Origin of the sequence: Streptomyces sp. NPDC048389, assembly GCF_040706335.1 — a bacterium.
Classification (GTDB): domain Bacteria; phylum Actinomycetota; class Actinomycetes; order Streptomycetales; family Streptomycetaceae; genus Streptomyces.
On the sequence record NZ_JBEZKP010000009.1, the window covers coordinates 93,791 to 120,141 of the forward strand.

A 26,351-nucleotide genomic window follows, 5' to 3' on the forward strand; every position below is an offset into this window, starting at 1 on the left:
CAAGGACACGGGACACCCGGAACCGCGAGGACACGGGGCGCCCGGATCACCGTACGGGCACGGGGAGCCCGAGCCACCGCACGCACCGTACGGGGTGCCCCGGGGCGCTTACGGGGGGCTACGCGTCGAACCAGCGGTCCCTTGCCAGCTCCTCCGTACGGGACGGGTCCTCCAGCAGGGCCGCCACCTCGAAGCGGCGGGGCCACTGGCCCGCCGCCCAGGCGAGACCCGCCGCCACGCCCTCCAGGGTCGCGGCGTGCAGCACGCCGTCGGGGGTGCGGCGCCAGTCCAGCTCGGTACCGCCCGCGACGAGTTCCTCGTGCTCGACGTACGAGGCCGGAGTCGCCGGCCCCAGCAGGACCCGGACGGACTCCGGGACGTCGTGCTCCTCGCCCTCCGTCGTGACGTCCGCCTCGACGGTCTCGCTCAGCCGGCGGACCTGGAGCAGCTCCGCCAGGTCGGCGGCCCGGGTCGGGGCCACGGGGAGCAGCGGAAGTCCGGCGGTCAGGGGCAGCAGGTCGGGAGTGTCGGCGACGACCGCGTCGCCTGCGTCGACGACCCGCATCCCGCCGTCCACGACCGCGCGCAGCTCGTCGGGGAGCGTGACCTGGTCCGGGTCCATCTCGGCGAGAGCCGTGTAGAGGGCGTGGAGCTGGCGGCCCGTCACACGGCGCTCGGGGTCGGCCAGGCGGGACAGCAGCTCCGCCGCGCCGCCCGGCTCGTCGAGCAGCGCGGCCACGGACGTGCGGACGCCGAGCGCGTGCAGCACCTGCGCGTCCCCGAAGCCGGTCGTGTCGGCCGGCTCGTACAGGCCCTCCAGCAGCGGGTCCGCTCCCGAGGCGCGCAGACCGGCCGGGCGGCGGCCGTCGAGCACCGGGTGGTCGCGCAGCCACCACGCCGTGTAGGGGCGGACCGTCTCCGTCGTGCCGTCCGGCAGCAGTACGCGCACATGCTGGGTGAGCGCGTCCCGCAGCGGCGGCTGGGCCAGCAGGGCGAGCGCCTGCGGCCAGCGGTCGTCGTCCACCAGGTCCAGATCGCGCACGGCGACGATCTCCGTGGCGACCGGCGGCAACGGGGTGTCCGGCAGTCGGTCGAGGACGTCCTCGCACCACACGTCGACCGCGTCCAGCAGACCCGCGTCGTCGGGCTCCGCGAAGTCGCCCTCACGCGGCTCGAGTTCGTCCGGGTCGAGGACGACATCGGTGGCGCGGATCAGGGTGAAGTTGGCGAGGACGCCGCAGGCGGCGAGAGGCTGCTCGCCCCACCTCTCGGCCAGTTCGGCGTCGCACAGGGCCAGTTCGCCCTCGCGCATCACCGAGGCGAACGGGCTTCCCGGCAGGACCAGTTCACCGGCCGGGGCGAGTTCGCCGTCCTCGTCGGGCAGCGCCAGCGCGGCGAGCCACGGCTCGTCCCCCGGCTCCAGCTCGGCCTCCCCGACCAGGGCGAGAACCGTCTCCGCCAACTCCTCCGCGTCGAGCGAGTCCGCGGCTTCCGCCCCGACGCCGTCGTACCAGACCTCACCCTCGTCGAGTGACGCGGCGACCGCCGCCCGCACCTGGGGTGTCGTGAGAACGGCACGCGGGGTGGCGGGCAGCGCGCCCAGCTTCTCCAGCAGCGGATGGGCCGCGTCCGGATGAACCACCTTCAGCCCGAGCCGGGCCAGGTCCGCCGGGGTGTCGGCCAGCGGCAGCAGGGTCTGGCGGGGGCCGATGGTCGTACGGGAGTCGGCGAGGGGCACCGGCAGACCGGACAGGCGGTCCGGGTCGACGCCGGCGAGGCTGTCGTAGAGCCGCCGCCACCAGGCCGGTTCGCGGTCCAGGCCGGCCAGGCGGTCGATCGCCTCGGTCAGCGGTACCCGCGCCACACCCAGGGTGCGCAGCTCCACGCGGCGCTCGAGACCGGCGGGCAGCAGCGTCGGCATCACCTCGGCCAGGACGCGCACCGTGTCCGTGCCCGCGCCCTCCAGCACCTCCGCCTCGACGGGCCGCAGACCGCCGGTCGTGACCCGGTCCGGCAGCCCGGTGTCCTCGTCCGACATGTCCCGCGGGACGGCCGCCTCCAGGAACGCCGTACGCGGCAACCGCTCCAGGACGGCCGCCCGGAGCATCCCGTCCAACTCGCCCTTGCCCAGCGGGCCGGGCACCAGGTCGATCACCCCGGTGGTCACCGGCTGCCAGGAGCCGAGCAGTTCGGCGTACGCGTCGGCCGCCCGCTCCACCAGGAAGTCGGTGAGCGGCCCGCGGGCCGGGTGGCGGCGGGTCGTGTCCAGCGGCAGCGATGCGATGAGCAGTGCCGGTACGCCGAGGGGCTCGTCGGTCGGGGTCGGCGCGTGCACCACGGGCTGCGTGCGCGGGCGGACGGGCGCGCCCTCGTCGTCGACGGGCACCGCCCAGGTGACCGCCCAGTGCGGCCGCAGACGCTCCTCCACGGGCCGGTCCGCGAGCAGCGCCGGCTCGATCGCGCCACCGTGGCTGACGACCCGCCAGCGGCGCTCGCCGTGCACGCTGTCCTCGACGCGGACGTACGGGGCCTGCTCGTGACGCTTCAGGACTCTTGTGGCGCCGGGGGTCTCGACGACGATCTCGGCGAGGCCGGGGAGGGTCAGGAGCAGCGCGTCGTCGATCGCGGCGAGCAGCCGCTCGACGAGGTCGACGGCGGCGCCGTCACGCAGCGGCAGCACCACGACCGTGTCGTAGCCCTCCGGCGCGGTGCCCTCCGCGGGCAGCGGGAGCCGCAGCAGCGGTACGTGGTCGTCGCGCCGGCGCAACTCGTCGCCCAGGCCGGGGCTGACCTTCGCCACGTGCGCGGTCAGCTCCCTGGCCTCCGCCAGCGACCAGCGCACACCGCCGTGGCGGCCGAGCACGGCGGGCTCGTCACTGACGGCGAGCACCGCGGCGAACCCGACACCGAACCGGCCGACGGCCGCCTCGTGGCCCTCCCGTTTCGCGGACGCGCGCAGGGTGCTCAGCGACTCGACACCGGTGGCGTCCAGCGGAGCGCCGGTGTTCGCCGCGGCGAGCGTGGTCCCGCTGAGCGTCAGCCGCAGCCGGCCGGGAGCACCGGCGCGGGCGGCGGCGTCCGCCGCGTTCTGGGCGAGCTCGACGACGAGGCGGTCGCGGTAGCCGCCGAGGGCGAGATCCTCCTCGGCGTTCGCGTCCTCCCGGAACCGGGCTGGGCTGGCCCCCCACGCGTCGAGCACACCGCGCCGCAGCCGCGCCGTCCCGAACGGGTCGGCCCACTCGGTCGTCCTGACGCTCACGCTGTGCTCCGCTCTCTTACGACTGTCGCTTGTCGCTCACGGCTACGGCCCCCGGGCGGCTGCTCGCCGACCGGCGACCTGCCGAGTGCTGATGCGCCCGAAGGTACCGCGTGCGGGGCCGGGGTGAGACGGCTGCCGAGCCGGTGTCCACTGCCCGAGCCCGTTTCCTGACCCCGCCCCTCCCCGGAACCGGGGGCTCCGCACCGGGCCCCGAACCCCGCGCATCGAACGCCTGCGGACCTGGAACACGCCCTCCTCGCGCGGCCCCGCCCCGAACCCCGCGCCCTCGAACGCCGGAGAGGCTCAAGTCGCCCGTCCTGAACCCGTGCACCGCGCTCCACGCGGCACTGCGGGGCTCCGCCCCCGCACCCCGCATCGGACTTCCCCGCAGCCTCGGTTGCCGCGCAGCGGCCATGCGGTCCCGGCTCAGGAGCATGTCCGCCCACGGCCGCCAGGCCGTGGGAAACACAGGAGAGACCGGGGCCCGGCACCCCCGGGCAGCAGGCAGGGGGTCCGGGCGGAGCCCCGGACCCCCACGCGCTGAACGGACCCCGGCGAAGCCTGGCGCCTCCGCCCCACGGGCACAGGGGCCGGGGCGTGCCCCCAAGACACCGCGCGGAGCGTGATCAACGATCACAGGACACAGCCCCGCCCGCCCCAACAGGCACGGACCCCGGCAAAACCCGACGCCTCCGCCCCAACCGGCACGGACCCGGGCGCGTAAACCCGACGCCTCCGCCCAACAGGGACGGACCCCGGCGAAAACCGGGTGCGTCCGCCCAACGGGCCCGGGGGCCGGGGCTTGCCCCGGTTTCGGGAAGGGGCGGGGTGGGGGAACGGGCCCGCCGCAGGCGGCGCCCCGCCCGGCCCCTTACGAGTGGCCCAGGTCCTCCGACCCGTCGGGCTCCGTCGGGACGGACCCCCCGTCCCGCACCGGGTGCAGGACGAGCTCGTCCGCCGCCACCGAGTCCAGAACCGGCGGCGGCGGCGTCGGCGGCTTCGGCATGACGGCCGCCTCCGAGTGCCCGCCGCAGCCGTACGCCAGGGACACCACCCGCCCGTCCGCCGGCGAGAACTCGTTCGCGCACACGCCGAAAGCCTGCCGCAGGGAGCCACCGACGGGGACCAGGAAGCCGCAGGACTCACAGGACGCCGGGGCCGCCTGCGCCATCGGCGTCTTCGCGCCATATGCCTCGTCCCAGCGGTCGGCCGCCGTGTGCAGCCCGTACCGGGACAGCACGCGCGCCCGGCGCATGCCCAGTTCCTCTGCGAGGGCCGCGACCTGGCCGCGGTTGCTGTTCGTCGTGGCATCGATCGCCGGCCTGCGGTCCGTGAGCTCCGCGTCCTCCGCCTCGACCCGCTCGACCAGGTCGTGCGACGGCGGGTGCTCGGCGAGGAGGGAGTTCGGCGGCGGCTCGTCCTCGCCGGTGTAGCCGGGCTCCAGCCGCAGGTCGTCCGCCTCGGTCGGCAGCAGGTCGCCGGGCCCCATGTCACCGGGCCGCAGCCGCTCGCTCCACGGCACCCACTCGGGGGCCAGCAGCGCGTCCGGGCCTGGCAGCAGGACGGTTTCGTCGAGGGTGACGACCTTCGCGCGGGAGGCTCGGGTGACGGTCACCGCCCAGCGCCAGCCCCGATAGCCCGGCTCCCGGCACTCGAAGAAGTGCGTGACGACCCGGTCCCCTTCGGAGACGAGCGACACATGCTCTCCGATCACCCCCGGCGCGGCGGCCTCCTCCGCGGCATCCCGGGCGAGGTCTACCGCCTCGGCGCACAGGCGGTCGGGGGTACGGCTTCGCGTCGTCGCAGCACTCACTAGTCTCGCTTCTCTCCTACGCCGTCTCACGGATGCGCTCGGCCGATGAAGAGGTACGGGGGAGGGCGGCGCACGGAGCGGACCAGGGGGCCGCATCGACGTCCGCACGCCCGGACCGTCCAGATCCCGGGCACACCTAACGTCATCCATTCTGCGGGATGCCGAAGAGGCGCGCGGCCGAGAACAACCGCCGGTGGCGCGCTACGCACGCTACCCCTTCCTACGCCTGCCGCCCACCTGCCCGTCGCAACACGGGACGAACCGACAGCGACGGAGCGGCGGCACGACCGCTCCGCACGGGCCCGCACGCACACGGCAAGAAGGAAACACGCCGCACGCCGGTGCCTGGATCACGGTTCGGGACGGCAGGGCGTGGGGCACTATGACGGGGTGGCAGCCGCAAGGTCGTCCGACGCAGACGGCCCGGTCCGCACGGCGGGGCGGGCGGTCGGCCGCGCGCTGCACCTGCCGTTCACCGGCACCGCCCGCGGCATCCGCAGGGCGACCCACGCACACGGCGCGGGCGAGTCCGGACTCGGAAAACTCATCGAGCTGCACGCGGTGAACGGCGCGGGCGACGTCATGATCACCGTGGCGCTGGCGTCCACGGTGTTCTTCTCCGTACCGACCGACGAGGCACGCGGCCGGGTCGCGCTCTACCTGGCCATCACCATGGCGCCCTTCACCCTGCTCGCCCCGGTGATCGGCCCTCTCCTCGACCGCCTCCCGCACGGCCGTCGAGCGGCCATGGCGGGCGCGATGCTGGCCCGCGTGCTGCTGGCGATCCTGCTGTCGCGCGCCGTCGTGTCGGGGAGCCTGGAGCTCTACCCGGAGGCACTGGCCGTGCTGGTGTCCTCCAAGGCGTACGGGGTGGTGCGCAGCGCCGTCGTGCCACGGCTGCTGCCACCGAAATTCTCCCTGGTGAAGGCGAACTCCCGGGTGACGCTGGCGGGTCTGCTGGCCACCGGCATCGCGGCGCCGATCGGGATCGCCCTGCAACAGGTGGGGCCGCAGTGGCCGCTGTACGGAGCGTGCGTGCTGTTCGCTCTCGGTGCGTACTGGGCCTTCACGATGCCGCACAAGGTCGACTCGGCGAAGGGCGAGACAGCGGTGCAGGTGATCGCGCACGGCGAGAAGAAGCCGACCCTGCGTACGGTCGGCCCCTCGGTGCTGTACGGCCTGCAGGCGAACGCGGCGCACCGCGCGCTGTCCGGATTCCTGATCTTCTTCCTCGCGTTCCTGCTGCGTGAGGAACCGCTCTCCGGTCAGTCCGCCGCGGTCTCCCTCGCGATGGTCGGCGTCGCGGCCGGCACGGGCAACGCGCTGGGCACGGCGATCGGCGCGTGGCTGAAGGCCCGCGCCCCCGAGGCGATCATCGTCACGATGGTGACGCTGGTCCTGGCGGCGGCCGTCATGGCGGCGGTCTTCTTCGGCACGGGCATGATCGCGGTGCTCGGTGCGATGGCGGGTCTGTCGCAGGCGCTGTCGAAGCTCTCCCTGGACGCGATGATCCAGCGCGACGTCCCGGAACAGGTCCGGACGTCGACGTTCGCACGGTCGGAGACGCTGCTGCAGATGGCGTGGGTGGTGGGGGGCGCGATCGGCATCGTGCTGCCGCTGAACGGCACGCTGGGCATGTCCGTGGCGGCGTGCGTCGTCGCGACGGGCGCGGTGGCGTCCTTCCACGGCCTCCTGACCGCGGCACGCCACCGGCCGGGTACGCCGAGAGCGCGGGTGGCGTAGCCGGGGCGTCCGTGGCAGCCGGGGCGTCCGTGGCGGTTGCGGTTGCGCCTGCGGCGGGCCTGCCCCCACCCCGCCCCTTCCCTAACCGGGGCGGGCCCCGGGCCCCGTACCGCGCGGTGTTTCGGGGGCTCCGCCCCGGGCACCTGCGCCTCAATCGGCGGTGGGGCTGGTTCTGCCTCCGTCCGGCGGGCTGCTCTGCCGCGCGGCGGCATGGTCAACCCGGCTTACGGGCCCCGCCCACGGACGCCGGGACGTAGGTGGAGATCGAGGCCACCGCGGAGCGCGGTTCCGGTCCGCGGAGCGCGGTTCCGGTCCGCGGAGCCCGCCGTGCGGCGGAGCCGCACGTCCCACCGGGAAGGGGCGGGCGGGGGAACGGCCCGGCGCGGCGGCGCGGGCCGGCGCCCACCGGGCACACACCCGCCCGGCGCAACCCCGCGCCGCCGCGCCGTGCACCCCCGCGCGGCTGGGCGAAGCGCGCCCGATAGCCTTCGGCTCATGACCGTTGCGTTCTTCTCGGGCAAGCGCCGCCGGGCCGCTGCCGCTCTCGGTGCCGTGTCCGCCGGGCTCCTCGTCCTTTCCGCCTGCGACAAGCCGACGCCACTCGTCACGGTGACCATCGGTTCGGACTCCGTCCACGCGGAAGCCGCCTGCTACAACGACGGTGAGCCGATCAAGGAGTCCGAGATCCAGGACTGCCTGACCAAGGAACCGGCGAAGACCGTCGAGGTCGCCATGGACGACAAGGTCCGCATGGGCGTCGACCCGGAGATCGCGGACAACGGCTGGACCCTGCTGTTCGGCGCGCAGCCGGTCGAGCAGGAGCCGTTCAAGAAGACGTACCGGACGATCCCGGGCAACGCCTTCTTCTCCTCGATGACCGGTGAGCCGACGACCAAGACCGCGGTCAGTGTCATGGAGACCAAGGGCAAGAAGGTCGTCGGCATCTGGAACTTCGAGTTCGTGAAGGAGTAGGGGGCGACTCCGTGCGCGTGCTTGTCGTGACCGCGGTGGCGGCCGAGGCCGCCGCAGCCGTCACGGACGTGACCGCCCGGGAGGTGCCCCTCCCCGGCGGGTACGTACTGACCCGCACCCCCGCCTACGACGTGCTCGTCGGCGGCGTCGGCCCCGCGGCCGCCGCCGCGGCCACGGCGACCGCGCTCGCCGTGGCGGACACGCCGTACGGCCTGGTCGTCTCCGCCGGCATCGGCGGCGGTTTCCCCCCGCATGCGCCCGTCGGCTCCCTCGTCGTCTCCGACTCCGTCGTCGCCGCCGACCTCGGCGCCGAGACCCCCGACGGCTATCTGCCGGTCGACGCACTCGGCTTCGGCCGTACGGTGCACCCTTCACCGGCCGGGTTGTCGGCGCTCATCGCCGAGGCCGTGGGCGCCGTGCACGCGCCGGTGCTGACCGTGTCGACGGTCACCGGCTCCACCGCCCGCGCCGCCGAGCTCGCTGCCCGTCATCCACGCGCCGCCGCGGAGGCCATGGAGGGCTTCGGGGTCGCGGAGGCCGCCGCCGCGCACGGGGTGCCCGTCGTCGAGATACGCGCGGTCTCCAACGCCGTCGGTCCCCGGGACCGTGCCGCCTGGCGCATCGGTGACGCGCTGGACGCGCTGCGCCGGGCTTTCCGCCGGCTCGTCCCCGTACTCCAGGAGCAACCGTGACGCTGCGGATCGCGTACTCGCCCTGCCCGAACGACACCTTCGTCTTCGACGCCTGGGCCCACGGCCGGATCCCCGGCGCGCCCGCGCTGGACGTGACGTTCGCGGACATCGACATCACGAACGGGATGGCGGAGCGCGGAGAGTACGACGTACTGAAAGTGTCGTACGCGGTGCTCCCTTGGGTGCTGGACGAGTACGCGCTGCTGCCGTGCGGCGGCGCGCTGGGCCGCGGCTGCGGCCCCCTCGTGCTCATTCGGGACCCGGCGGGCGCGGACGGCGCGGACCCGGCGGGCGCGAATCCGACAGGCACGGACCCGGCGGGCGCGGCGAGAAGGACGGGCGCGGACCTGGCGGGGAAGACGGTCGCGGTGCCGAGCGAGCGGTCTACCGCCTACCTGCTGTTCCGGCTGTGGGCGGCGGACGTCGTCCCCGACGGCGTCGGCAAGGTCGTCGTGATGCCGTTCCACGAGATCATGCCGGCCGTACGCGACGGCAAGGCCGACGCCGGGCTCGTCATCCACGAGGCCCGTTTCACCTACCAGGACTACGGGTTGCACTGCCTCGCCGACATGGGCGAGCACTGGGAGTCGGTGACCGGCCTGCCGATCCCGCTCGGCGCGATCATCGCCAAGCGGTCGCTGGGCGCGGAGACGCTGCGGCTGCTCGCCGAGTCCGCGCGTACGTCGGTCCGGATGGCGTGGGACGACCCGGAGGTCTCCCGCCCGTATGTGCTCGAACACGCGCAGGAGATGGACCCGGCGGTCGCCGACCGGCACATCGGGCTGTACGTCAACGAGTTCACCGCCGACCTCGGCGCCGACGGCTACGCGGCCGTGCGCGGGCTGCTGACACGCGCAGCGGCCGAGGGGCTCGTACCGCCCCTCGGCCCGGGTGCTCTCTCGTTCGTGTGAGCCGCTGAGCCCGAGTACGACAGCGTCGTGTTCTTCCTGCCGACCGCCTGGCACGACGTACGACGGTCGTGTGCCCCGGCAGGCAGCACGCGGACAGCCGTTTCGCGGTCAACGGCTGGCTGTGCGCACCTGACCCCGCGCACCTCGGGACGACGGACGCCGGTGAGGCTCCCCAGTGACCTGAGTCAGAGATGCGCCGGCCTTCGCGGAGGCGGCGCCGGTCGCGGCGTGGAAGAGCAGGCCCTCGTGGGGCCTGGTCCCGCCTCTCCGGTCGCGGGCGCGGGCGCGCCTGCGACCGGTGAAGCACTCCCGGGCCGGTGCCCACCCTGCCCGCCTTCGCCGCGTCGAGCACCGGGCCGCTCGTCCAGGTGTCAGGTGAATGTGGGGGCGGTCCTGTTCGTCGCGGTGCCGTCTTCGTACCGGGCCTCCGACGCAGCAGGCTGTTGCGGAGCGGGCGAGGTGCGGACCAGTCGCGCGACCAGCACTGCCAGGGCGCCGAGCACGGCGCCGATGGCGAATCCCCATCGGAAGACGCGTCTTCGAACCAGATCACGAGCCGCCAGTGGCCCTAGACGTCCAGCTGGTCCGCCACCGCGCGCAGCAGGCCGGCGATCTTCGCGCCGTGCACCTTGTCGGGGTAACGGCCGCGCTCCAGCATCGGCGTGATGTTCTCCAGCAGGGTCGTGAGGTCCTGCACGATGGACGCCAACTCGTCCGGCTTGCGCCGCTGGGCGGCCGCCACGGACGGGGCCGGGTCGAGCAGCGTCACGGACAGCGCCTGGTCGCCGCGCTGGCCGGCCACCACGCCGAACTCGACGCGCTGGCCCGGCTTCAGGGCCTCGACTCCGGACGGGAGCACGGAGGAGTGCACGAAGACGTCGCCGCCGTCGTCGCGGGAGAGAAAGCCGAAGCCCTTCTCACTGTTGAACCACTTGACCTTGCCGGTAGGCACGTCTGTCCTCGTCCTCGTACTCGTCGGGCGCTGGGGCACCGCGCGTCGGTCCGCCGAAAAGCGGCTCTGGATAGCACTACAGCGGGTCGCCGGACCCGCCACCCCCAAGGCTAATGGTCCAGACGCCGGTGACAAGACGTCCCCGATCGGTTCCTACGTGCAAGGAACTACCCTGGCCGAATGACTGCTACTCCTCCTGCCGCCGCTGCCGCCCCGGGTGACGGGCTGGTACGCGCCGGTGCGATCGTCTTCATCGTCGGTGCGGTGGCCACGCTGGTGACGGTTGCACCTCTCTTCCTGGGCACCGAGCCCTTCCCGACCGTCGCGTACCTGGTGAGCATGCTCATGGGCGTCGGGTTCCTCGTCGCCGCGGCGGGAGTCATGCGGTCGATCGCCGCGCAGCGGCGTCAGGCCGGATCCAGCCCGTCGGCGTTGTAGGAACGCAGCCACGCCGGAAACGCGGTCAGGTCCCTCAGGACCACGTCCGCGCCCGCCGCACGCAGTTCGTCCGCGTCGCAGGGCCCCGTCGGCACCGCCACCGAGAGCGCGCCGGCGACGCGTGCGCCCCGTACGTCGCCGATGTGGTCGCCGACGTACACGCTCGCCCCGTGCTCTCTCAGCGCCTCCGCCTTGGCCTCCGCCCACAGCCGGCCGATCGTCGCGTCGGGCGCGATGCCGAGGTGCGCCAGGTGGAGCTGGGCGTTCGGTCCGTGCTTGGCCGTGACGACGATCGCGCGCCCGCCGAGCCGCTGTACGGCCGCCACCGCCTCGTGCGCGCCGGGCATCGCGGGCGTCGGCCCGATCGCGTGGACCGGGTACATCTCGCGGTACCGGTCGGCCATCTCCTGAATCCGCTCGTCGGGGAACCAGTGCGCCAACTCCTGCTCCAGCGGCGGCCCGAGGCGCGTGACGGCCAGGTCCGCGTCGATCCGGACGCCGGTCTCCGCGGACAGCGCGCGGTAGGCGGCGTGGATGCCCGGCCGTGAGTCGATGAGCGTCATGTCGAGGTCGAACCCGACGGTGAGCCCCGGGCCCGGGGCGGGCGTCGGGCCCGGAGCGGGCGTCGGGCCCGGAGCGGGCGTCGGGCCCGGAGCGGGCGTCGGGCCCGGAGCGGAGTGAGGAGCCATGGGCCTCATTCTGCCCAGCCGTGGGTACGCATTTTCGGACGCCTAGACTTAGCCAAGCCTTACCAATCCAAACCAGCCTTTGCCGGTCCCCTCCCTCCCCTCCCTCCCCTCCCTCCCCGATTGGTGCCCATGTCAGCCAGACGCGCGCTCGCGGCCCCCGCATCGGGTGGACGGCCGCGGCCGTCGCGGGCCTGCCGCGGATGGTCCTCGGGCTGCTCGTCGGCGCCGCCTTCGGCGTCGCGGGCGCGCTGATCCAGACCGTCGCGCGCAACCCGCTCGCCAGTCCCGACATCATCGGCATCAGCCAGGGCGCGAGCGCCGTGACCGTCGGCGCGCTGACCTTCGGCGTCACGTCCTACGCCGTCCTGCCCTACCTGTCCGTCGCCGGCGGCATCCTCGCCGCCGCGCTGGTGTACGTCTTCGCCTGGCGCGGCGGACCCGTGTCCGCTCCGCAGCGGGCAGGGCTCCGCCCGTCCGGCGCTACCGCGCTTCGCGCGGTGGCCTCCATCGCCGACCGGGCTGACTCGTCAGCCCCACCAGTGACAAAGACCCGGGGAGCCCGGGGGCGTACCCCCGACAAGCGGCAAGCTCCAGCCGCCGGCAGCTGAGGCGCGGAGTTCGGAGCAGAGCCCCGGCCGGGGCCAGGCCCCGCCCCGCCGACGGCTGAGGAGCGAGAACCCGGGAGGGCGAAGCCCCGGGTTCGTACGCCGAGGGCCCGGAGGCAGAGCCCGGGAGTTCCCGGCCCGGGGCCCGGAGGCGGCACCCCTGGTTCGGGAAGGGGCGGGGAGGGGGAGACGCAGGGGCTACCCCGCCACCCGCCTCGCCCGCCACACCAAGAAGACCGCCGACCCCAGCGCCGCCCCCTTCAGCACCCACGGCCACGTCCCCGCCAGCGCGTCCCGGATCCCGTCCTCGGGAATCGCCTCGCCCCAGTGGTCGTTGACGCGGCCCCACAGCCACAGCGCCCCGGCGGCCAAGGCCGTTCCGGGGATGCCGAACACGGCCAGTTTGGCCTCGGTGCGGGAGAGCCGGCGGGACGCGTACGCGAGGAGCCAGCCGAGGCCGAGCGGGACCAGCGAACCGAGGGCCGCGCCCACGACGAGCAGGACGGCGGCGAGCAGCGGCAAGGGGCTGCCGAGGCCGGCCCGCGGTGTCGCGCCGCGGCGCGACACCCACCACCGGCGCCTCCCTGCGGCCTCCGCTTCCGCCTCGCCATCGGGCTCCGGCTTCTCCTCCTCCGTGGCCGGCGACGGCGGGGGCTTCAGTATCTCGGGGATCTCGACACCGCCGACGAACCCGGCCACGCCGTCGCTCGCACCCATCGCCCCCGGGTCGATGCGCCACCAGTCGGGCTCCGACCCGGCGGGGCCCAGCTCGTCCGTACCGGCCAGGTGCGGCGGCGACGCCGCCTCACCCGGCCTGGGCGCCTCGGCCCTACGGGGCCGGGGCACCCGGCGCCACCCCCGCTGGCGCGGCACGGCGGTCGAGGACGGTCCGGGCTCCGGGGCCAGGGCGGTCGCGGCCGGTGACATAGGCGGCGGCGGCCCTTCCGCCCGCGCGTCGTCCTCCGCGTCGTCCCGGCCCGCCGCAGAGGCCACCACCTCGTCCGGCGTTCCGAGCCGCCCCAGGATGCGGCGCACGCCCGCGGGGCTGTCACCGCCGAACTTCGTCCGCTGCTTCTCGATCTCCGTGCGCAGCGTCGCCACGAGCCGCATCCGCGCGCCGGACGGGAGCTGGGCCTGCTGGGCCAGATCGCCGACACGGCTCAGATAGTCGTAGACGAGCTGATCGCTCTCGATCCCCACCGGCGGTTCCCCTGCATGACCACGGGCCGCCCGCCTTCCCGGACCGCCTCGTCCCCGACGGTAGCGCTCCAGGGGCTAACGTGGGGCGGATGGGGACCATGCCCGAAGGAAGCGGCGGCAGCCCGCGCACCCTCGCGGAAGCGCTGCGCGCCCGCGACGACGAGGAGCTGGCCGCGCTGCTGCGCGCCCGCCCCGATCTGCTGAGTCCGGTACCGAACGACGTCACCCAGCTCGCCACCCGGGCCGGCACCCGTGCCTCCGTCGTACGGGCCCTGGAGCGGCTGGACCGGTTCGCCCTGCAGACCGCAGAGGCGCTGGCGGTGGCGCCCGACCCGGCCCCGTACGGCACGCTGCAGGCGCTGATGACGGGCGACGACGGCGACTCGGCCGTCGAGAGGGCGCTCCCGGCGGCCCTCGAGACGCTGCGCAGGCAGGCCCTGGTGTGGGGCGGGGACGATCGGCTGCGGCTGGTCCGCACGGCGCGCGAGCTGCTCGCGCCGTCCCCGACACGCCCCTCGCCGACGGGCCTGGGGCCGACCGTCACGGAGGCGACCAGCGGCATGTCGCCCGGCCGGGTCCAGGAGATCCTGGCGGCGGCGGGGCTGCCGACGACGCACGACGCGGTGTCCGCGGTCGCGGAGCTGACCGCGCTGTTCACGGACCGTACGCGGATGGCGGCGCTGCTGGACACGGCCCCGATGGATGCGCTGGCGGTCCTCGACCGGCTGGTGTGGGGGCCTCCGTACGGGGAGGTGACGGCCGATCCGGCGCCGCCGGTCCGCTGGCTGCGGGACCGCGGTCTGCTGCTGCCAGCGTCGGCGCGCACGGTCGTGCTGCCGCGGGAGGCGGCGCTGCATCTGCGGGCGGGCCGGGCCCACCGGGTGGCGGAGCCGGTGCCGCCGGCCGTCGCGGCGGCCCGCGAACACCGCCCACAGGATGTGGACAGCGCGGCGGCGGGCCAGGCGTACACGGCGCTGACCACCGTCGAGGACCTGCTGAAGGACTGGCACGAGGGCGGCCCCCCGGTGCTGCGCGCCGGCGGTCTGGCCGTACGGGACCTCAAGCGGACGGCCGCGGCGCTCGACACGAGCGAAACGCTCGCCGCGTTCTGGCTGGAACTCGCCTACGCGGCCGGTCTGCTGGCCGCCGACGGCGAGGCGGAAGAGCGGTACGCGCCGACTCCGGCGTACGACGCGTGGCTGGAGCTCCCGACGGCGGAGCGGTGGGGTGAACTGGCCACCGCCTGGTTGACGGCGACCCGAACACCCGGTCTCGTCGGCAGTCAGGACGCCAAGGGCCGTACGCTCGCCGCCCTCGGGCCGGAACTGGACCGCTCGGCCGCCGTGGAGGTGCGCCACCGCGTTCTCGTACTGGCGGCGGGGCTGCCCCCGGGCACGGCCCCGGACCCGGAGACGCTGCTCGCCCGCCTGCGCTGGGAACGGCCGCTACGCGGCGGCGCGGCGGGCGGCACAGCGGGCGGCGCGGGCAAGGACCTGCGGGCCATGGTCGCGGCGTGGACCCTCTCGGAGGCGGAGCTGCTCGGTGTGACCGGCCGGGGCGCGCTGTCCGCACACGGTCGCGCGCTGCTCGGGAGCGGGCCCGCCCCCGTGGACAACGGACCGCACCCGGACACCAGAACGGCCACGGACGACGGACCGCACCCGGACACCAGGACGACCACGGACGACGGACCGCACCCCCACCCGTACGACACGGCGGCCACGGACGACGAGCCACTCGCCGACCGCCGCGCCCGCGCGGTCAAGGCACTCGCGCCGCTGCTGCCGGAACCGCTCGACCACGTCCTCCTCCAGGCGGACCTCACCGCCGTCGCTCCCGGCCCGCTGGAGCGCCCGCTCGCGGAGACGCTCGCCGTCCTCGCCGATGTCGAGTCCAAGGGCGGCGCGACCGTGTACCGCTTCACCCCCGGCTCCGTGCGACGCGCGCTCGACGCCGGCCGGTCCGCGTCCGACCTGCACACCTTCCTGAGCACGCACTCGCGTACGCCCGTGCCGCAGCCGCTGAGCTACCTCGTCGACGATGTCGCCCGCCGCCACGGCCATCTGCGGATCGGCGCGGCGTCGGCCTATGTGCGCTGCGACGACGACGCGATGCTCGGCGAGATCCTCGCCGACAAGCGCTCCCACGACCTCGGCCTGCGCCGCCTCGCGCCCACCGTCCTCGCCGCCCAGGCCGACCCGGGGACCCTGCTGGCAGGGCTGCGCGCCATGGGGTACGCACCGGCCGCGGAGTCCGCGGAGGGCGATGTGCTGATCACCCGCGCCCACGCCCGCCGCACTCCCCCGCGCGCCGCGCCCGCTCCCGTACCGGAGGGGCCGCCCGTGCCCGACGGGACGCTGCTCGGCGCGGCCGTGAAGGCGATCAGAGCGGGTGACATGGCGGCCACCGTCGTACGCAAGCCGGGCGGCACCGAGCACGCCCGGCCGGAGCCCGGCGAACTGCCGCGCACGACCCCGGCGGAGACCCTGGCCACCGTCCAGGCCGCGGCGCTCACCGGCTCCGCGATCTGGATCGGCTACGTCAACGCGGAGGGCGCCGCCAGCCAGCGCGTCATCGCACCGGTCCGCGTCGAGGGCGGCTTCGTGACGGCGTACGACCACACCGCCGACGAGGTCCGGACGTATCCGCTGCACCGCGTCACGGGCGTGGCGGAACTGGCCGACGACGCCGGCTGAACCGCTCCGGCCGGGCCCGCCGGTGATCGGCACGCCCTCGTACTCCCCGGATCGGCGCGCGATGCGGGACACTGGTCGTTTGGCCGTGTCCCGGACGGACGGACCGGCCCGACGCAAAGCCCGAGGGGAACCCCGGGGAAAGGGTGTGGCGTGAACGGACCGCTCATCGTCCAGAGCGACAAGACACTCCTGCTCGAGGTGGACCACGAGCAGGCCGACGCCTGTCGGCGCGCCATCGCGCCGTTCGCCGAGCTGGAGCGCGCGCCGGAGCACATCCACACCTACCGGGTGACCCCGCTCGGCCTGTGGAACGCGCGTGCCGCCGGGCACGACGCCGAGCAGGTCGTCGACGCGCTGGTCGAGTACTCCCGCTACCCGGTGCCGCACGCGCTGCTCGTCGACGTCGCGGAGACCATGGCCCGCTACGGCCGGCTCACCCTGTCCAAGCACCCCACCCACGGGCTCGTCCTCACCACCACCGACCGGCCGGTGCTCGAGGAGATCCTGCGCTCCAAGAAGATCCAGCCGCTGGTCGGCACCCGGCTCGACCCGGACACGGTCGCCGTGCACCCCTCCGAGCGCGGCCAGATCAAGCAGACGCTGCTGAAGCTGGGCTGGCCTGCCGAGGACCTGGCCGGTTACGTGGACGGCGAGGCGCACCCCATCGAGCTGGCCGAGGACGGCTGGGCCCTGCGCCCGTACCAGAAGCAGGCCGTCGAGGGCTTCTGGCACGGCGGCTCCGGTGTCGTCGTCCTGCCCTGCGGCGCGGGCAAGACGCTGGTCGGTGCGGGCGCGATGGCGCAGGCGAAGGCCACCACCCTGATCCTCGTCACCAACACCGTCTCGGCCCGCCAGTGGAAGCACGAGCTGGTGAAGCGCACCTCGCTGACCGAGGACGAGATCGGCGAGTACAGCGGTACGAAGAAGGAGATCCGCCCGGTCACCATCGCCACCTACCAGGTGCTGACGACCAGGCGGAAGGGCATCTACCCGCACCTGGAGCTCTTCGACTCCCGCGACTGGGGCCTGGTCGTCTACGACGAGGTCCATCTGCTGCCCGCGCCGGTCTTCAAGTTCACCGCCGACCTCCAGGCCCGCCGCCGGCTCGGTCTCACGGCCACGCTGGTGCGCGAGGACGGCCGCGAGTCGGACGTGTTCTCCCTCATCGGGCCCAAGCGTTTCGACGCCCCGTGGAAGGAGATCGAGGCGCAGGGGTACATCGCCCCCGCGGACTGCGTGGAGGTACGGGTCAACCTGACCGACGCCGAGCGGCTGGCGTACGCGACGGCGGAGCAGGAGGAGAAGTACCGCTACTGCGCGACGACGGCGACCAAGCGCCGGGTGACCGAGCAGCTGGTGCACAAGCACGCGGGCCAGCAGATCCTCGTCATCGGCCAGTACATCGACCAGCTCGACGAACTCGGCGAGCACCTGGACGCGCCGGTGATCAAGGGCGAGACGCCGAACTCGCAGCGCGAGAAGCTCTTCGACGCGTTCCGCAACGGCGAGATCAGCGTGCTCGTGGTGTCCAAGGTCGCGAACTTCTCGATCGATCTGCCGGAGGCGACGATCGCGATCCAGGTGTCCGGCACGTTCGGCTCACGGCAGGAGGAGGCGCAGCGGCTCGGCCGCGTACTGCGTCCCAAGGCGGACGGGCACAAGGCGCACTTCTACTCGGTGGTGGCCAGGGACACGATCGACCAGGACTTCGCCGCGCACCGCCAGCGGTTCCTGGCCGAGCAGGGCTACGCGTACCGCATCGTCGACTCGGACGACCTCCTGGCGGGCGAGGACCCGGTCCACTGACGCTGCTGAGGACCCGGTCCGCCGACGCGGGCGAAGCCCCAGTCCGCTGACGGGCGCGCGGGCGCCCCCGAGGGGCCGTGCGGCGCGCCTGTGACGGGCTTTCCCCGCCCCACCGGGTGTGCGGCTCCACCGCGTGGTGAGGCAAGCCCCGGCCCCCGGTACCGCGCTCCGCGCGGTGGCCTCAACCGCCGGCCGGGCTGAATGCGCCCGGCGACCTCGGCCCGGCCCTGGGGGCACCTCCCACACCGCCGGGCGCAGAGGGGAGATCGAGGCGCGGGGGTCCGGGGGCAGAGCCGGGGCCGCCGCTCACCGATGCCGCGCGGCGCAGCCGCGCTCAGCGGCGGTGGATGCCGGCCTCTTCCGCGTACTCGCCGAGCACCGCGACGCTGAAGACCGCGCCCGCGAAGACCTTGACCGCGCGCAGGGTGTTGCCGCCACGGTGCCGCAGGCGGGCTACGGCGCCGCTGGCCGTGGCGCCGTGACGGGAGTGGGTTCCTGGGGCAGAGGTGAGGGTCGCTGTGGTCATGGGTCCATGGTGCTGCGCCTCACCCGTCGGAGCATCGGGCTGCGGGGTGAACCGCAATGTGCCCCGCGTACTACCCCAGGCATAGCCCGTCCCCTACGGGGAGGACGGCCGTGTGGGGCTACCGAACGATCGGCAAGCAGCAGCCGTTCCCCGACTCCCCCGTCTTCGCCTGCATGACACGCGAGCTGCGCTGACCCCCTTCAGAACGCCTCCAGTGGACCAGGTTGGACCGCAGGAGGCGGGGAGAGGCCCGGACGGCGGGGAACGAGCAGGTCAGCCACGTGGAAGAGACTTCCCACAGCACCCTCTTGAAAACCGTTCGCGCCCCGGCACGGCCCCCACTAGACTCGCGGGCTTGCCCCGGGCGCGGCCCGGGTTCCTCCCGCCTCCTTCGAACGCCTTCGAGGAGCGCCGCCGTCCGGACGGAAACCGGCCGGTCCGCCATGTCGTGATCACGCAGCTCAGCCGGAGGCAACCCGTGCCCGCGCACGCCCCTGTACCCGACGTGTCCGCCGCCACCGCCGCGGACGGGGACGACCCGCTCGCCCGCGAACGCGCCCACCTCGCCGCGTCCCGGTCCGCCCTGCGCGCGATGCGCGAGGACGTCCAGTCCCTGGACATCAGGGACGTCACCGCGAACTGGGTCAACGCCGCCGTCCTCCAGTCGCAGATCGAGGACCGCATCAAGGCGCTCGCCGACCTCTCCCACACGCCGCTCTTCTTCGGCCGCCTCGACTACCTGCCCACCACGCAGGAGGGCCGCCGCCTCGCGCCGGAGGCGCATGAGACGACGCTGTACATCGGCCGCCGCCACGTCCACGACGCCGAGGGCGACCCGATGGTGATCGACTGGCGCGCCCCGGTCTCCCAGCCCTTCTACCGCGCCTCCCGCAAGGACCCGCAGAACGTCGGCCTGCGCCGCCGCTTCGGGTACACGGCCGGTGATCTCACGGCGTACGAGGACGAGCACCTCACCGACCCGTCAGAGGCCGAGCAGACGTCCAGGCTCCTCCGGGCGGAGATCGAACGGCCGCGCGTCGGCCCCATGCGGGACATCGTCGCCACGATCCAGCCAGAACAGGACGAGATCGTCCGCAGCGGCCTGTCCGGCACGGTCTGCGTGCAGGGCGGCCCCGGCACCGGAAAGACCGCGGTCGGCCTGCACCGTGTCGCGTACCTGCTGTACGCGCACCGGGAACGCCTGGCCCGCACCGGCACGCTCGTCATCGGGCCGAACCGTTCCTTCCTCCACTACATCGAGCAGGTCCTGCCCGCCCTGGGTGAGCTGGAGGTCAGGCAGTCCACGGTCGACGAGCTGGTCGCCCATGTCGAGGTACGCGGCGAGGACACCGCCGCGGCGGCCGTCGTCAAGGGCGACGCGAGGATGGCGCGGGTCCTGCGGCGGGCCGTCCGCTCCCACGTCACGATCCCGACCGAGCCGGTGGTCGTCGTGCGCGGCTCCCGCCGCTGGCGGGTCCCGGCGTACGAACTGGAGGAGATCGTCCGCGAGTTGCTCGACCGCGACATCCGTTACGGGGCCGCCCGCGACGCCCTTCCGCAACGGATCGCGCACAGCGTGCTGGTGCGCATGGAGCAGTCCGGGGAGGCGCCCGACGACCGCGTCCAGGACTCCGTCGCACGGAACGCCGCCGTCAAGGCAGCGGTCAAGGCGATCTGGCCGCCGGTCGACCCGGCGAAGCTGGTGCTGCGTCTGTTGTCCGACGCACGGTTTCTCGCGGAGCATGCGGAGGGTCTGCTCTCCGCCGAGGAGCAGGTCACGGTCCTCCTGGCGAAGCCGCCGCGCAGCGTGCGGTCGGCGAAGTGGACGGCGGCGGACACGGTGCTGATCGACGAGGTGACGGACCTGGTCCAGCGCACGCAGTCGCTGGGCCATGTCGTCGTCGACGAGGCGCAGGACCTGTCCCCGATGCAGTACCGGGCAGTGGGCCGCCGCTGCTCGACGGGCTCGGCGACGGTCCTCGGCGACCTGGCGCAGGGCACGACGCCGTGGGCGACGGCGTCCTGGGCGGAGGCCCTGGCGCATCTCGGCAAGCCCGAGGCCGCCGTCGAGGAACTGACGGCGGGTTTCCGCGTGCCGCGTGAGGTGATCGCATACGCGTCGCGGCTGCTGCCGCACATGTCGCCGGGGCTGGCGCCGGTCTCGTCCGTCCGCGAGGCGCCGGGCTCGCTCGCGGTGCGCTCCGTACCGGGGGACGGGCTCGACGGCGCCGTGGTCGCCGCCTGCGCCGAGTCCCTGCGGCACGAGGGCTCGATCGGGCTGATCGCGGCGGACGCCCGCGTCCCGGCGCTCGCGGCGGCCCTCACGTCGGCGGGCCTGCCGTATCTCTCCCCCGGCGAGGAGACCACCGCCGAGGCGCGCCTCACGCTGGTTCCGGCGTCGCTGGCGAAGGGTCTCGAGTACGACTACGTGGTCCTCGACGAACCGTCGCCGATCGTCACGGCCGAACCGGACCGCCGGACGGGCCTGCGCCGCCTGTACGTCGCGCTGACGCGAGCGGTCTCCGGCTTGACGGTGCTCCACGCGACCGCACTCCCGCCGGAACTGTCCCAGGGGGCGCTCACCGAGCGATGAGGACCCGGCGCTCCCGGCCACCCCGGCGCCCCCGGCCTCCCCGGCGCCCCCGGCCTCCCCGGCGGCCCCGGCATCCTCCCACCGTCCCCGGCGGCCCCGGCCTCCCCGCCGTCCCCGGCGTCTTCCCGGGGGACGCCTGCCGCTACGAGCCGGGAGCCCGGTACTGGATTCGCTCGGCCTTGCGCAGGGCTTCCAGTGTTTCGTCGACGGTCAGGAGAACGGTCGTCTCGAACGAGCTGAGCGCGCCGCCCCCGCTGATCGCCAGCGCGACCGCCGACATGGACACGTTGTCGGGGGCCTCCCACAGGCTGTAGCCGTCGTACGCGCCGAAGGCGTACCAGAAGCCGTGGAGCTTCCCGCCGACGGACTCGATGTAGGACCGAGCGGCCTTCGCGCGGTCCTCGGGGTGGCCGGTCAGCCTTGCCCACGTCTCGGGCGTGTAGCTGAACCTCGACAGATAGAGCGGCATCGCGTCTCCTCTCGTTCCACCAAGAGGTGCCCCCGCCGGACGGGGAACGCGCACGAGGAGGTCGCCGCTCCCTCGAAGGGGCGATGCCGGCGCCTCCTCACGGCGCCTTCTCCGGCGGTGGCTCTACGCGGCGATGCGGCTGGTCTCCGGAGGTTTCCGCGCCTGGTAGCTCCACCGCTCGGCCGGGGCAGTCGGCCGCAGTCGAGCGGGGCGCTGCGGCCGGGCACCCCCACCGGTCCCGGCCGCAGCTACCGGCGGCGACACCACCGCCCGCTACGCGTCCAGCACCCGCCGCCACCCCCGGACCGCCGACGCCGCCACCGGCCCCGACCAGCCTTCCGGGCGCACCGCGCCCCCGATGTGGAAGCCCGTCACGCCGCCGGCCAGCAGCCGCGGCACATGGTCCAGGCAGAGCCCGCCGCCGACCAGGAGCCGGGGCTCGTAGCCCGGTTCGCCGGCCCGCGCCGCCTCCGCGAGGAGCGTCGCCAGGCCGTCGTCCACGCCTGCCGCGGACCCCGCCGTCAGATACGTGTCGAGCCCGGGCAGGTCCGCGAGCTGCTTGCGCAGGGCGTCCCGGTCCGCCGCCCGGTCGATCGCGCGGTGGAACGTCCACCGGCAGCCGTCCAGTACCGCCAGCAGCCGCTCCACCGTGACGAGGTCCGGCTGCCCGTGGTCGTCGAGGAAGCCGAGGACGAACTCGTCCGCACCCGCCTCCCGCAGCCCTTCCGCCGCGCGCACGAGCGCCTCCGCCTCCGTCGGGCCGCCGGCCGAGAAGCCGTCGGTGAGGCGGAGCATCACCCGCAGCGGGATGTCGACGGCCGCCCGGATCGCTGTGAACGTGGCGACAGGCGGTGTCAGCCCGTCCGCCGCCATGTCGGTGACCAGCTCCAGCCGGTCGGCCCCTCCGGACTGGGCGGCGACCGCGTCCTCGGCGTCGAGGGCGATCACCTCCAGGAGTGCGCGGTTGCTGCTCATGGGACCCATTCCTCCAGGCTTCCGACAGGTCTAGTCCAATGTCCAGCCTAATGCCCGCACAGCCGCGCGACAGCCACCTGACCCGTCGGAACAGGCCATACGGCGGCGGGCAGAATGAGGGGCATGGCCGCCGTTCCGCAGCACCCCGCCCATGAGGACCTCCGCAGCCGCTGGCTCCGGACGCTGCTCGCCGCCCGCGGCAGCGAGGCCACAGAGGCCATAAAGGTCACAGAGGCCACAGAGACCACAGAGATCACAGAGGCCGCAGAGACCGGTGAAGCCGGCACGGCGGCCGCGGCCGACCCCGCCGCGTACGCGGAGAATCTGCTCGCCCGCTGGGCGGAGCCGCAGCGCAGGTACCACACCACCGATCACCTCGTCGCCGTCCTGGACCGCATCGACGAGTTGGAGCAGTACGCGGACGACCCGGCGCTCGTACGTCTCGCCGCCTGGTTCCACGACGCGGTCTGTCTGCCCGACCGGTCGGAGAACGAGGAGCGCTCCGCGCGTCTCGCCGAGCGCGCGCTTCCGGAGGCCGGGGTGGGCGACCGGGCCACCGCCGAGGTCGCCCGCCTGGTCCGCCTCACCGTCACCCACGACCCCGACACGGCGGACCGCAACGGCCAGGTGCTGTGCGACGCCGACCTGGCGGTGCTGGCCGCCGCCCCGGAGACGTACGCCGCCTACGCGGCGGCCGTCCGCGACGAGTACGCCTTCGTCCCGGACGAGGCGTTCCGCGACGGCCGCGCGGCGGTGCTCCGGCAGCTCCTCGGCCTGCCGCGGCTGTTCCGTACGCCGCACGGGCAGCGCGAGTGGGAGCAGCGGGCACGCCACAACCTCACCGTCGAGCTGGAGCTGCTCGCCGCATCCTGAGCGGAGGCAGGCGGCACGCCCCGGGACCCAACGGGGAACTCGCAACCTCACCACCAAGCCGCAGCTACCCACCGCATCCTGAGCGGAGGCAGGCAGCACGCCCCGGAACCCGGCGGGGGAATTCCGGGCTTCAACCATGTGTTGGCACCTGTCATGCCCGCAGCCTCAGCCCGCACCCGTATGCCACTCGCCGTCTACATACTCGGCCTGTCCGTGTTCGCCCTCGGAACCAGCGAGTTCATGCTCTCCGGGCTGCTGCCGCCGATCGCACGCGACATGGACGTCTCGATTCCACAGGCGGGGCTGCTGACGTCGGCCTTCGCGGTCGGCATGGTGGTCGGCGCACCGCTGCTCGCCGTGGCGACGCTGCGGCTGCCGCGCCGGACCACTCTCGTCACCCTGATCTCCGTATTCGGCCTCGGGCAGGTCGCGGGCGCCCTGGCCCCGACGTACGAGGTGCTCTTCGCGTCGCGCGTGATCAGCGCGCTCGCGTGCGCGGGCTTCTGGGCCGTCGGCGCCGCCGTCGCGATCGCCATGGTGCCGGTGAACCAGCGGGCCCGGGCCATGGCGGTGATGATCGGCGGCCTGTCGATCGCGAACGTCCTCGGCGTACCGGCGGGCGCGTTCCTCGGGGAGCACCTGGGGTGGCGCTCCGCGTTCTGGGCGGTCGGCGCCGCGTCCGGTGTCGCGCTGATCGGCGTGGTGGCCCGTATCCCGCGCATCCCGCTCCCGGAGCGGAGGCCGCGGCTCAAGGAGGAGCTGACGATCTACCGCGACGGCCAGGTGTGGCTGGCGGTCGCGATCACCGCGCTCGCGGCGGGCGGCGTGTTCTGCCTCTTCACGTATCTCAGCCCGCTGCTCACGGACGTGGCCGGGCTGGACGCCGGCTGGGTGCCGACGGTGCTGGCGCTGTTCGGGATCGGCGCGCTGACCGGTTCGACGCTCGGCGGCCGGATCGCGGACGCGCACCTGTTCGGCGTGATGCTCAGCGGCATCACCGCGTCGACCGTCCTGCTGACGTCGCTCGCGCTGTTCTCCTCGTACGCCGCCGTCGCGGTGGCGCTGTCGTTCCTGCTGGGTTTCTCGTCGTTCTTCACGGCCCCCGCGCTCAACGCCCGGATGTTCAACGTCGCGGGCGCGGCTCCGACCCTCGCCGGCGCGACGACCACCGCCGCCTTCAACCTGGGCAACACCGGCGGCCCCTGGCTCGGCGGCGTGGTCATCGACGCGGACTTCGGCTTCGCGTCGACGGCCTGGGCGGGCGCGGCGATGATGCTCGTCGCGATCGGCCTCGTCACGGTCGCGATGCGGCTGCACGGCAGGTCACGGGTGGTGGCGGGGGCGACGGCCGGCGCCGGGGCGGGTGCCCTGCGCACCGAGCGGGTCTGACCCCGCTCGTCCTTTAGTCAGGCGCCCTCCACTCACCGATCAGCGGGCCGCGCACCGAGCGGGTCTGACCCCGCTCGTCCTCCACTCACGCACCCTCCGCCCGCCGATCAGCGGGTGGCACCACGTCGGCGGGCTCGGTGGGCCGCCGCGCTCGCGCGGTTTCCGCAGATCTGCGGACTGCAGTAGCGGCGCGACTGATTGCGGGAGACGTCCACGAACACCTCTTCGCAGCGGTTGCCGTCGCAGATGTGCAGGCGGCTCATCCCCGTGGTGGTGATGACGCCGAGGAGGCCCATGGCGGCGTTCACCGCGTACTGGTCGACGGGCGGGGCCTGCGGGTCGGTGACGTGCAGGTGCCACTCGCCGTCGTGATCGGTGTAGTGCGGGACCGCCTGGTGCTCGGCGAGGATGCCGTTGAGCAGGGCGACCGCGGTCGCCTCGTCGGAGGCCCCGAAGACTTCCCGCAGGGCCGTCCGCAGGGCGCGGGCCCTCTCGAGGTCCTTACGCGTGGGCACGCCTTTGATACGGATTCCGTGGGCGAGGAGAAGTTCCGCCAGCGCGGCCGGATCCGGCATCTTTTCTCTTTCACGGACCACGTTGTAGGTGTTGACCAGGTCCTCGGCCCATGTCGCCGGATCCTCGGAGTAACTAGTAAATCTCATCATGGCTCCGTATTATCTGTCGCAATGGATCGTCTCGACATGGAGGGTCGATGGACTCCCAAGAGGCATTATCTGCTCCCGCCGACGCACCTGAAGGGCATTATCCTCCGGCCGGCTTCAGGGAAGAATGGCTGCGCGGAGCGCGGATGGCGATCCCGCTGGCGATCGCCGTCTTCGGCTTCGCCGTCTCCTTCGGCGTCGTGGCCCGGGCCGCCGACATGGGGATCATGGCGCCCATCGCCATGTCCTTGACCACCTTCGCCGGATCGGCCCAGTTCGCGGCCGCGTCCGTGGTGGGCACGGGCGGGGGCATCGCCGCGGCCATCGTGGCCGCCGTTCTGCTCAACTCCCGCTATCTCCCGATCGGGATCAGCGTCGCCCCGGCGATGACGGGCAACGCCGTCAAGCGCTTCTTCTCCGCGCAGCTCGTGGTGGACGAGTCCTGGGCCGTGGGGCATCTGGGCGAGGGCCGCTACTCGCGCGGCCGGCTGCTGGGCGCGGGCGTGGTCGTCTACTGCGCCTGGGTGGGCGGCACGGCCGTCGGCGTGCTGGGCGCGCAGTACGTCGGGGACCCGCTGCGCTTCGGACTGGACGTGGTGTCGCCCGTCCTCTTCCTGGCCCTGCTCAAGGGGCAGATCGCCGATCGGCGTGCGCTCGTGTGCGCGATCCTCGGGGTCGCGATCGCGCTGTCGCTGACGCCGGTCGCCTCACCCGGCGTGCCGTTGATCGCCTCCACCGTCGCCTGTCTGCTGGGATTGAGGAAGAAGTGATGAGCGGAGTATGGCTGGCGGTGCTCCTCGTGGGTGCCGTGTCGATGGCGCTGAAGGCCACCGGGCCGGTGCTGCTGGGCGGGCAGGAACTGCCGGACAGCATGCAGCGCGTGGTGGCTCTGATGGCGCCGACGCTGCTGGCGGCACTGATCGCCACTCAGATCTTCGGCAGCGGCCGCGCTTTGACGGTCGATGCCCGCGTGGTGGGTCTGCTCGTGGGCGCGTTCGGCGTCTGGCGGAACTGGCCCACCTTGCTCGTGGTGTTCCTGGGCGCGGCAGCCGCGGCGGTAACCCGGCTGATCGCAGGATGAGAGGAAT

General features: G+C 73.9%; 21 protein-coding genes and 1 pseudogene. 13 read left to right on the forward strand and 9 right to left on the reverse strand.

Translation table 11 applies throughout. The features are described 5' to 3' along the window. Positions 1 to 118: 118 nt before the first annotated feature. Positions 119 to 3,259, reverse strand: a complete 3,141-nt coding sequence (locus AB0903_RS09675) for a molecular chaperone Hsp90 (RefSeq protein ID WP_366700761.1) — start codon at positions 3,257 to 3,259, stop codon at positions 119 to 121. A gap of 871 nt (positions 3,260 to 4,130) precedes the next feature. After that, on the reverse strand, positions 4,131 to 5,072 hold the full coding sequence (locus tag AB0903_RS09680) for a DUF3027 domain-containing protein (RefSeq protein WP_366700763.1): 942 nt from the start codon (positions 5,070 to 5,072) through the stop codon (positions 4,131 to 4,133). A 390-nt stretch (positions 5,073 to 5,462) separates the two neighbouring features. On the opposite strand from AB0903_RS09680, the gene AB0903_RS09685 reads away from it, so the two are divergent. The 4 genes from AB0903_RS09685 to AB0903_RS09700 all read left to right on the forward strand — a co-directional run bounded on the left by AB0903_RS09685 (position 5,463) and on the right by AB0903_RS09700 (position 9,390). Then, positions 5,463 to 6,815 (forward strand): MFS transporter, encoded by a 1,353-nt coding sequence (locus AB0903_RS09685; RefSeq protein WP_366700765.1) that lies wholly within the window; start codon positions 5,463 to 5,465, stop codon positions 6,813 to 6,815. A 495-nt stretch (positions 6,816 to 7,310) separates the two neighbouring features. Beyond that, positions 7,311 to 7,787, forward strand: a complete 477-nt coding sequence (locus tag AB0903_RS09690; protein ID WP_366700767.1) for a DUF2771 domain-containing protein — start codon at positions 7,311 to 7,313, stop codon at positions 7,785 to 7,787. A gap of 11 nt (positions 7,788 to 7,798) precedes the next feature. Beyond that, a complete protein-coding gene (locus AB0903_RS09695) occupies positions 7,799 to 8,479 on the forward strand; it encodes a futalosine hydrolase (protein ID WP_366700769.1) in 681 nt (226 codons plus the stop codon). After that, a complete protein-coding gene (locus AB0903_RS09700; protein WP_366700771.1) occupies positions 8,476 to 9,390 on the forward strand; it encodes a 1,4-dihydroxy-6-naphthoate synthase in 915 nt (304 codons plus the stop codon). The genes AB0903_RS09695 and AB0903_RS09700 overlap by 4 nt, the downstream gene beginning before the upstream one ends. A gap of 568 nt (positions 9,391 to 9,958) precedes the next feature. Here AB0903_RS09700 and AB0903_RS09705 read toward each other — a convergent pair. Then, positions 9,959 to 10,342, reverse strand: coding sequence for a cold-shock protein (locus AB0903_RS09705; RefSeq protein ID WP_356898416.1), 384 nt, complete (start codon positions 10,340 to 10,342; stop codon positions 9,959 to 9,961). A 180-nt stretch (positions 10,343 to 10,522) separates the two neighbouring features. Here AB0903_RS09705 and AB0903_RS09710 point away from each other — a divergent pair, with 180 nt between their 5' ends. After that, on the forward strand, positions 10,523 to 10,780 hold the full coding sequence (locus tag AB0903_RS09710; RefSeq protein WP_366700773.1) for a hypothetical protein: 258 nt from the start codon (positions 10,523 to 10,525) through the stop codon (positions 10,778 to 10,780). On the opposite strand, the gene AB0903_RS09715 is transcribed toward AB0903_RS09710, so the two are convergent. After that, entirely contained in the window at positions 10,750 to 11,478 is a 729-nt protein-coding gene (locus AB0903_RS09715) for an HAD family hydrolase (RefSeq protein WP_366700775.1), read from the reverse strand. The genes AB0903_RS09710 and AB0903_RS09715 overlap by 31 nt on opposite strands. 182 nt (positions 11,479 to 11,660) lie before the next feature. Here AB0903_RS09715 and AB0903_RS09720 point away from each other — a divergent pair. Then, a pseudogene (locus tag AB0903_RS09720) lies at positions 11,661 to 11,978 on the forward strand (iron chelate uptake ABC transporter family permease subunit); the annotation flags it as partial. Positions 11,979 to 12,272: 294 nt separating this feature from the next. Here AB0903_RS09720 and AB0903_RS09725 read toward each other — a convergent pair. Then, positions 12,273 to 13,274 carry a hypothetical protein gene (locus AB0903_RS09725; RefSeq protein ID WP_366700777.1) on the reverse strand — a complete coding sequence of 334 codons (1,002 nt, stop codon included), beginning with the start codon at positions 13,272 to 13,274 and terminating at the stop codon, positions 12,273 to 12,275. Between the two features lie 98 nt (positions 13,275 to 13,372). On the opposite strand from AB0903_RS09725, the gene AB0903_RS09730 reads away from it, so the two are divergent. After that, positions 13,373 to 15,970 carry a helicase-associated domain-containing protein gene (locus AB0903_RS09730; RefSeq protein WP_366700899.1) on the forward strand — a complete coding sequence of 866 codons (2,598 nt, stop codon included), beginning with the start codon at positions 13,373 to 13,375 and terminating at the stop codon, positions 15,968 to 15,970. Between the two features lie 150 nt (positions 15,971 to 16,120). Then, entirely contained in the window at positions 16,121 to 17,776 is a 1,656-nt protein-coding gene (locus AB0903_RS09735; RefSeq protein WP_366700779.1) for a DNA repair helicase XPB, read from the forward strand. A 334-nt stretch (positions 17,777 to 18,110) separates the two neighbouring features. On the opposite strand, the gene AB0903_RS09740 is transcribed toward AB0903_RS09735, so the two are convergent. Further along, on the reverse strand, positions 18,111 to 18,302 hold the full coding sequence (locus AB0903_RS09740; RefSeq protein ID WP_366700781.1) for a hypothetical protein: 192 nt from the start codon (positions 18,300 to 18,302) through the stop codon (positions 18,111 to 18,113). 505 nt (positions 18,303 to 18,807) lie between these two features. Between AB0903_RS09740 and AB0903_RS09745 the strand changes: the two genes are divergently transcribed. After that, on the forward strand, positions 18,808 to 20,895 hold the full coding sequence (locus AB0903_RS09745) for a UvrD-helicase domain-containing protein (protein WP_366700783.1): 2,088 nt from the start codon (positions 18,808 to 18,810) through the stop codon (positions 20,893 to 20,895). A gap of 142 nt (positions 20,896 to 21,037) precedes the next feature. Here the strand turns inward: AB0903_RS09745 and AB0903_RS09750 are convergent, their stop codons facing one another. Next, positions 21,038 to 21,364, reverse strand: a complete 327-nt coding sequence (locus AB0903_RS09750; protein ID WP_366700785.1) for a GYD domain-containing protein — start codon at positions 21,362 to 21,364, stop codon at positions 21,038 to 21,040. A gap of 273 nt (positions 21,365 to 21,637) precedes the next feature. Beyond that, positions 21,638 to 22,339, reverse strand: coding sequence for a copper homeostasis protein CutC (locus AB0903_RS09755; RefSeq protein ID WP_366700787.1), 702 nt, complete (start codon positions 22,337 to 22,339; stop codon positions 21,638 to 21,640). 123 nt (positions 22,340 to 22,462) lie between these two features. Here AB0903_RS09755 and AB0903_RS09760 point away from each other — a divergent pair, with 123 nt between their 5' ends. Then, entirely contained in the window at positions 22,463 to 23,212 is a 750-nt protein-coding gene (locus tag AB0903_RS09760) for a hypothetical protein (protein ID WP_366700789.1), read from the forward strand. A gap of 180 nt (positions 23,213 to 23,392) precedes the next feature. Continuing rightward, positions 23,393 to 24,601: a Cmx/CmrA family chloramphenicol efflux MFS transporter gene (locus AB0903_RS09765; RefSeq protein ID WP_366700901.1), complete on the forward strand. Its 1,209-nt coding sequence runs from the start codon at positions 23,393 to 23,395 to the stop codon at positions 24,599 to 24,601. Between the two features lie 107 nt (positions 24,602 to 24,708). Here AB0903_RS09765 and AB0903_RS09770 read toward each other — a convergent pair whose 3' ends face one another. Then, positions 24,709 to 25,263: a CGNR zinc finger domain-containing protein gene (locus AB0903_RS09770; protein WP_366700791.1), complete on the reverse strand. Its 555-nt coding sequence runs from the start codon at positions 25,261 to 25,263 to the stop codon at positions 24,709 to 24,711. Between the two features lie 146 nt (positions 25,264 to 25,409). Between AB0903_RS09770 and AB0903_RS09775 the strand changes: the two genes are divergently transcribed. Beyond that, positions 25,410 to 26,033 carry an AzlC family ABC transporter permease gene (locus AB0903_RS09775; RefSeq protein ID WP_366700793.1) on the forward strand — a complete coding sequence of 208 codons (624 nt, stop codon included), beginning with the start codon at positions 25,410 to 25,412 and terminating at the stop codon, positions 26,031 to 26,033. Beyond that, a complete protein-coding gene (locus AB0903_RS09780; protein ID WP_366700795.1) occupies positions 26,033 to 26,344 on the forward strand; it encodes an AzlD domain-containing protein in 312 nt (103 codons plus the stop codon). The genes AB0903_RS09775 and AB0903_RS09780 overlap by 1 nt, the downstream gene beginning before the upstream one ends. Positions 26,345 to 26,351 lie beyond the last annotated feature (7 nt).

Coding starts and splice junctions, on each gene's coding strand:
- AB0903_RS09755 (WP_366700787.1), bottom strand. CDS start 22,339: ATGAGCAGCAACCGCGCACTCCTGGAGGTGATCGCCCTCGACGCCGAG.
- AB0903_RS09715 (WP_366700775.1), bottom strand. CDS start 11,478: ATGAGGCCCATGGCTCCTCACTCCGCTCCGGGCCCGACGCCCGCTCCG.
- AB0903_RS09760 (WP_366700789.1), top strand. CDS start 22,463: ATGGCCGCCGTTCCGCAGCACCCCGCCCATGAGGACCTCCGCAGCCGC.
- AB0903_RS09775 (WP_366700793.1), top strand. CDS start 25,410: ATGGCGATCCCGCTGGCGATCGCCGTCTTCGGCTTCGCCGTCTCCTTC.
- AB0903_RS09770 (WP_366700791.1), bottom strand. CDS start 25,263: ATGAGATTTACTAGTTACTCCGAGGATCCGGCGACATGGGCCGAGGAC.
- AB0903_RS09690 (WP_366700767.1), top strand. CDS start 7,311: ATGACCGTTGCGTTCTTCTCGGGCAAGCGCCGCCGGGCCGCTGCCGCT.
- AB0903_RS09765 (WP_366700901.1), top strand. CDS start 23,393: ATGCCACTCGCCGTCTACATACTCGGCCTGTCCGTGTTCGCCCTCGGA.
- AB0903_RS09740 (WP_366700781.1), bottom strand. CDS start 18,302: ATGACCACAGCGACCCTCACCTCTGCCCCAGGAACCCACTCCCGTCAC.
- AB0903_RS09750 (WP_366700785.1), bottom strand. CDS start 21,364: ATGCCGCTCTATCTGTCGAGGTTCAGCTACACGCCCGAGACGTGGGCA.
- AB0903_RS09730 (WP_366700899.1), top strand. CDS start 13,373: ATGCCCGAAGGAAGCGGCGGCAGCCCGCGCACCCTCGCGGAAGCGCTG.
- AB0903_RS09710 (WP_366700773.1), top strand. CDS start 10,523: ATGACTGCTACTCCTCCTGCCGCCGCTGCCGCCCCGGGTGACGGGCTG.
- AB0903_RS09780 (WP_366700795.1), top strand. CDS start 26,033: ATGAGCGGAGTATGGCTGGCGGTGCTCCTCGTGGGTGCCGTGTCGATG.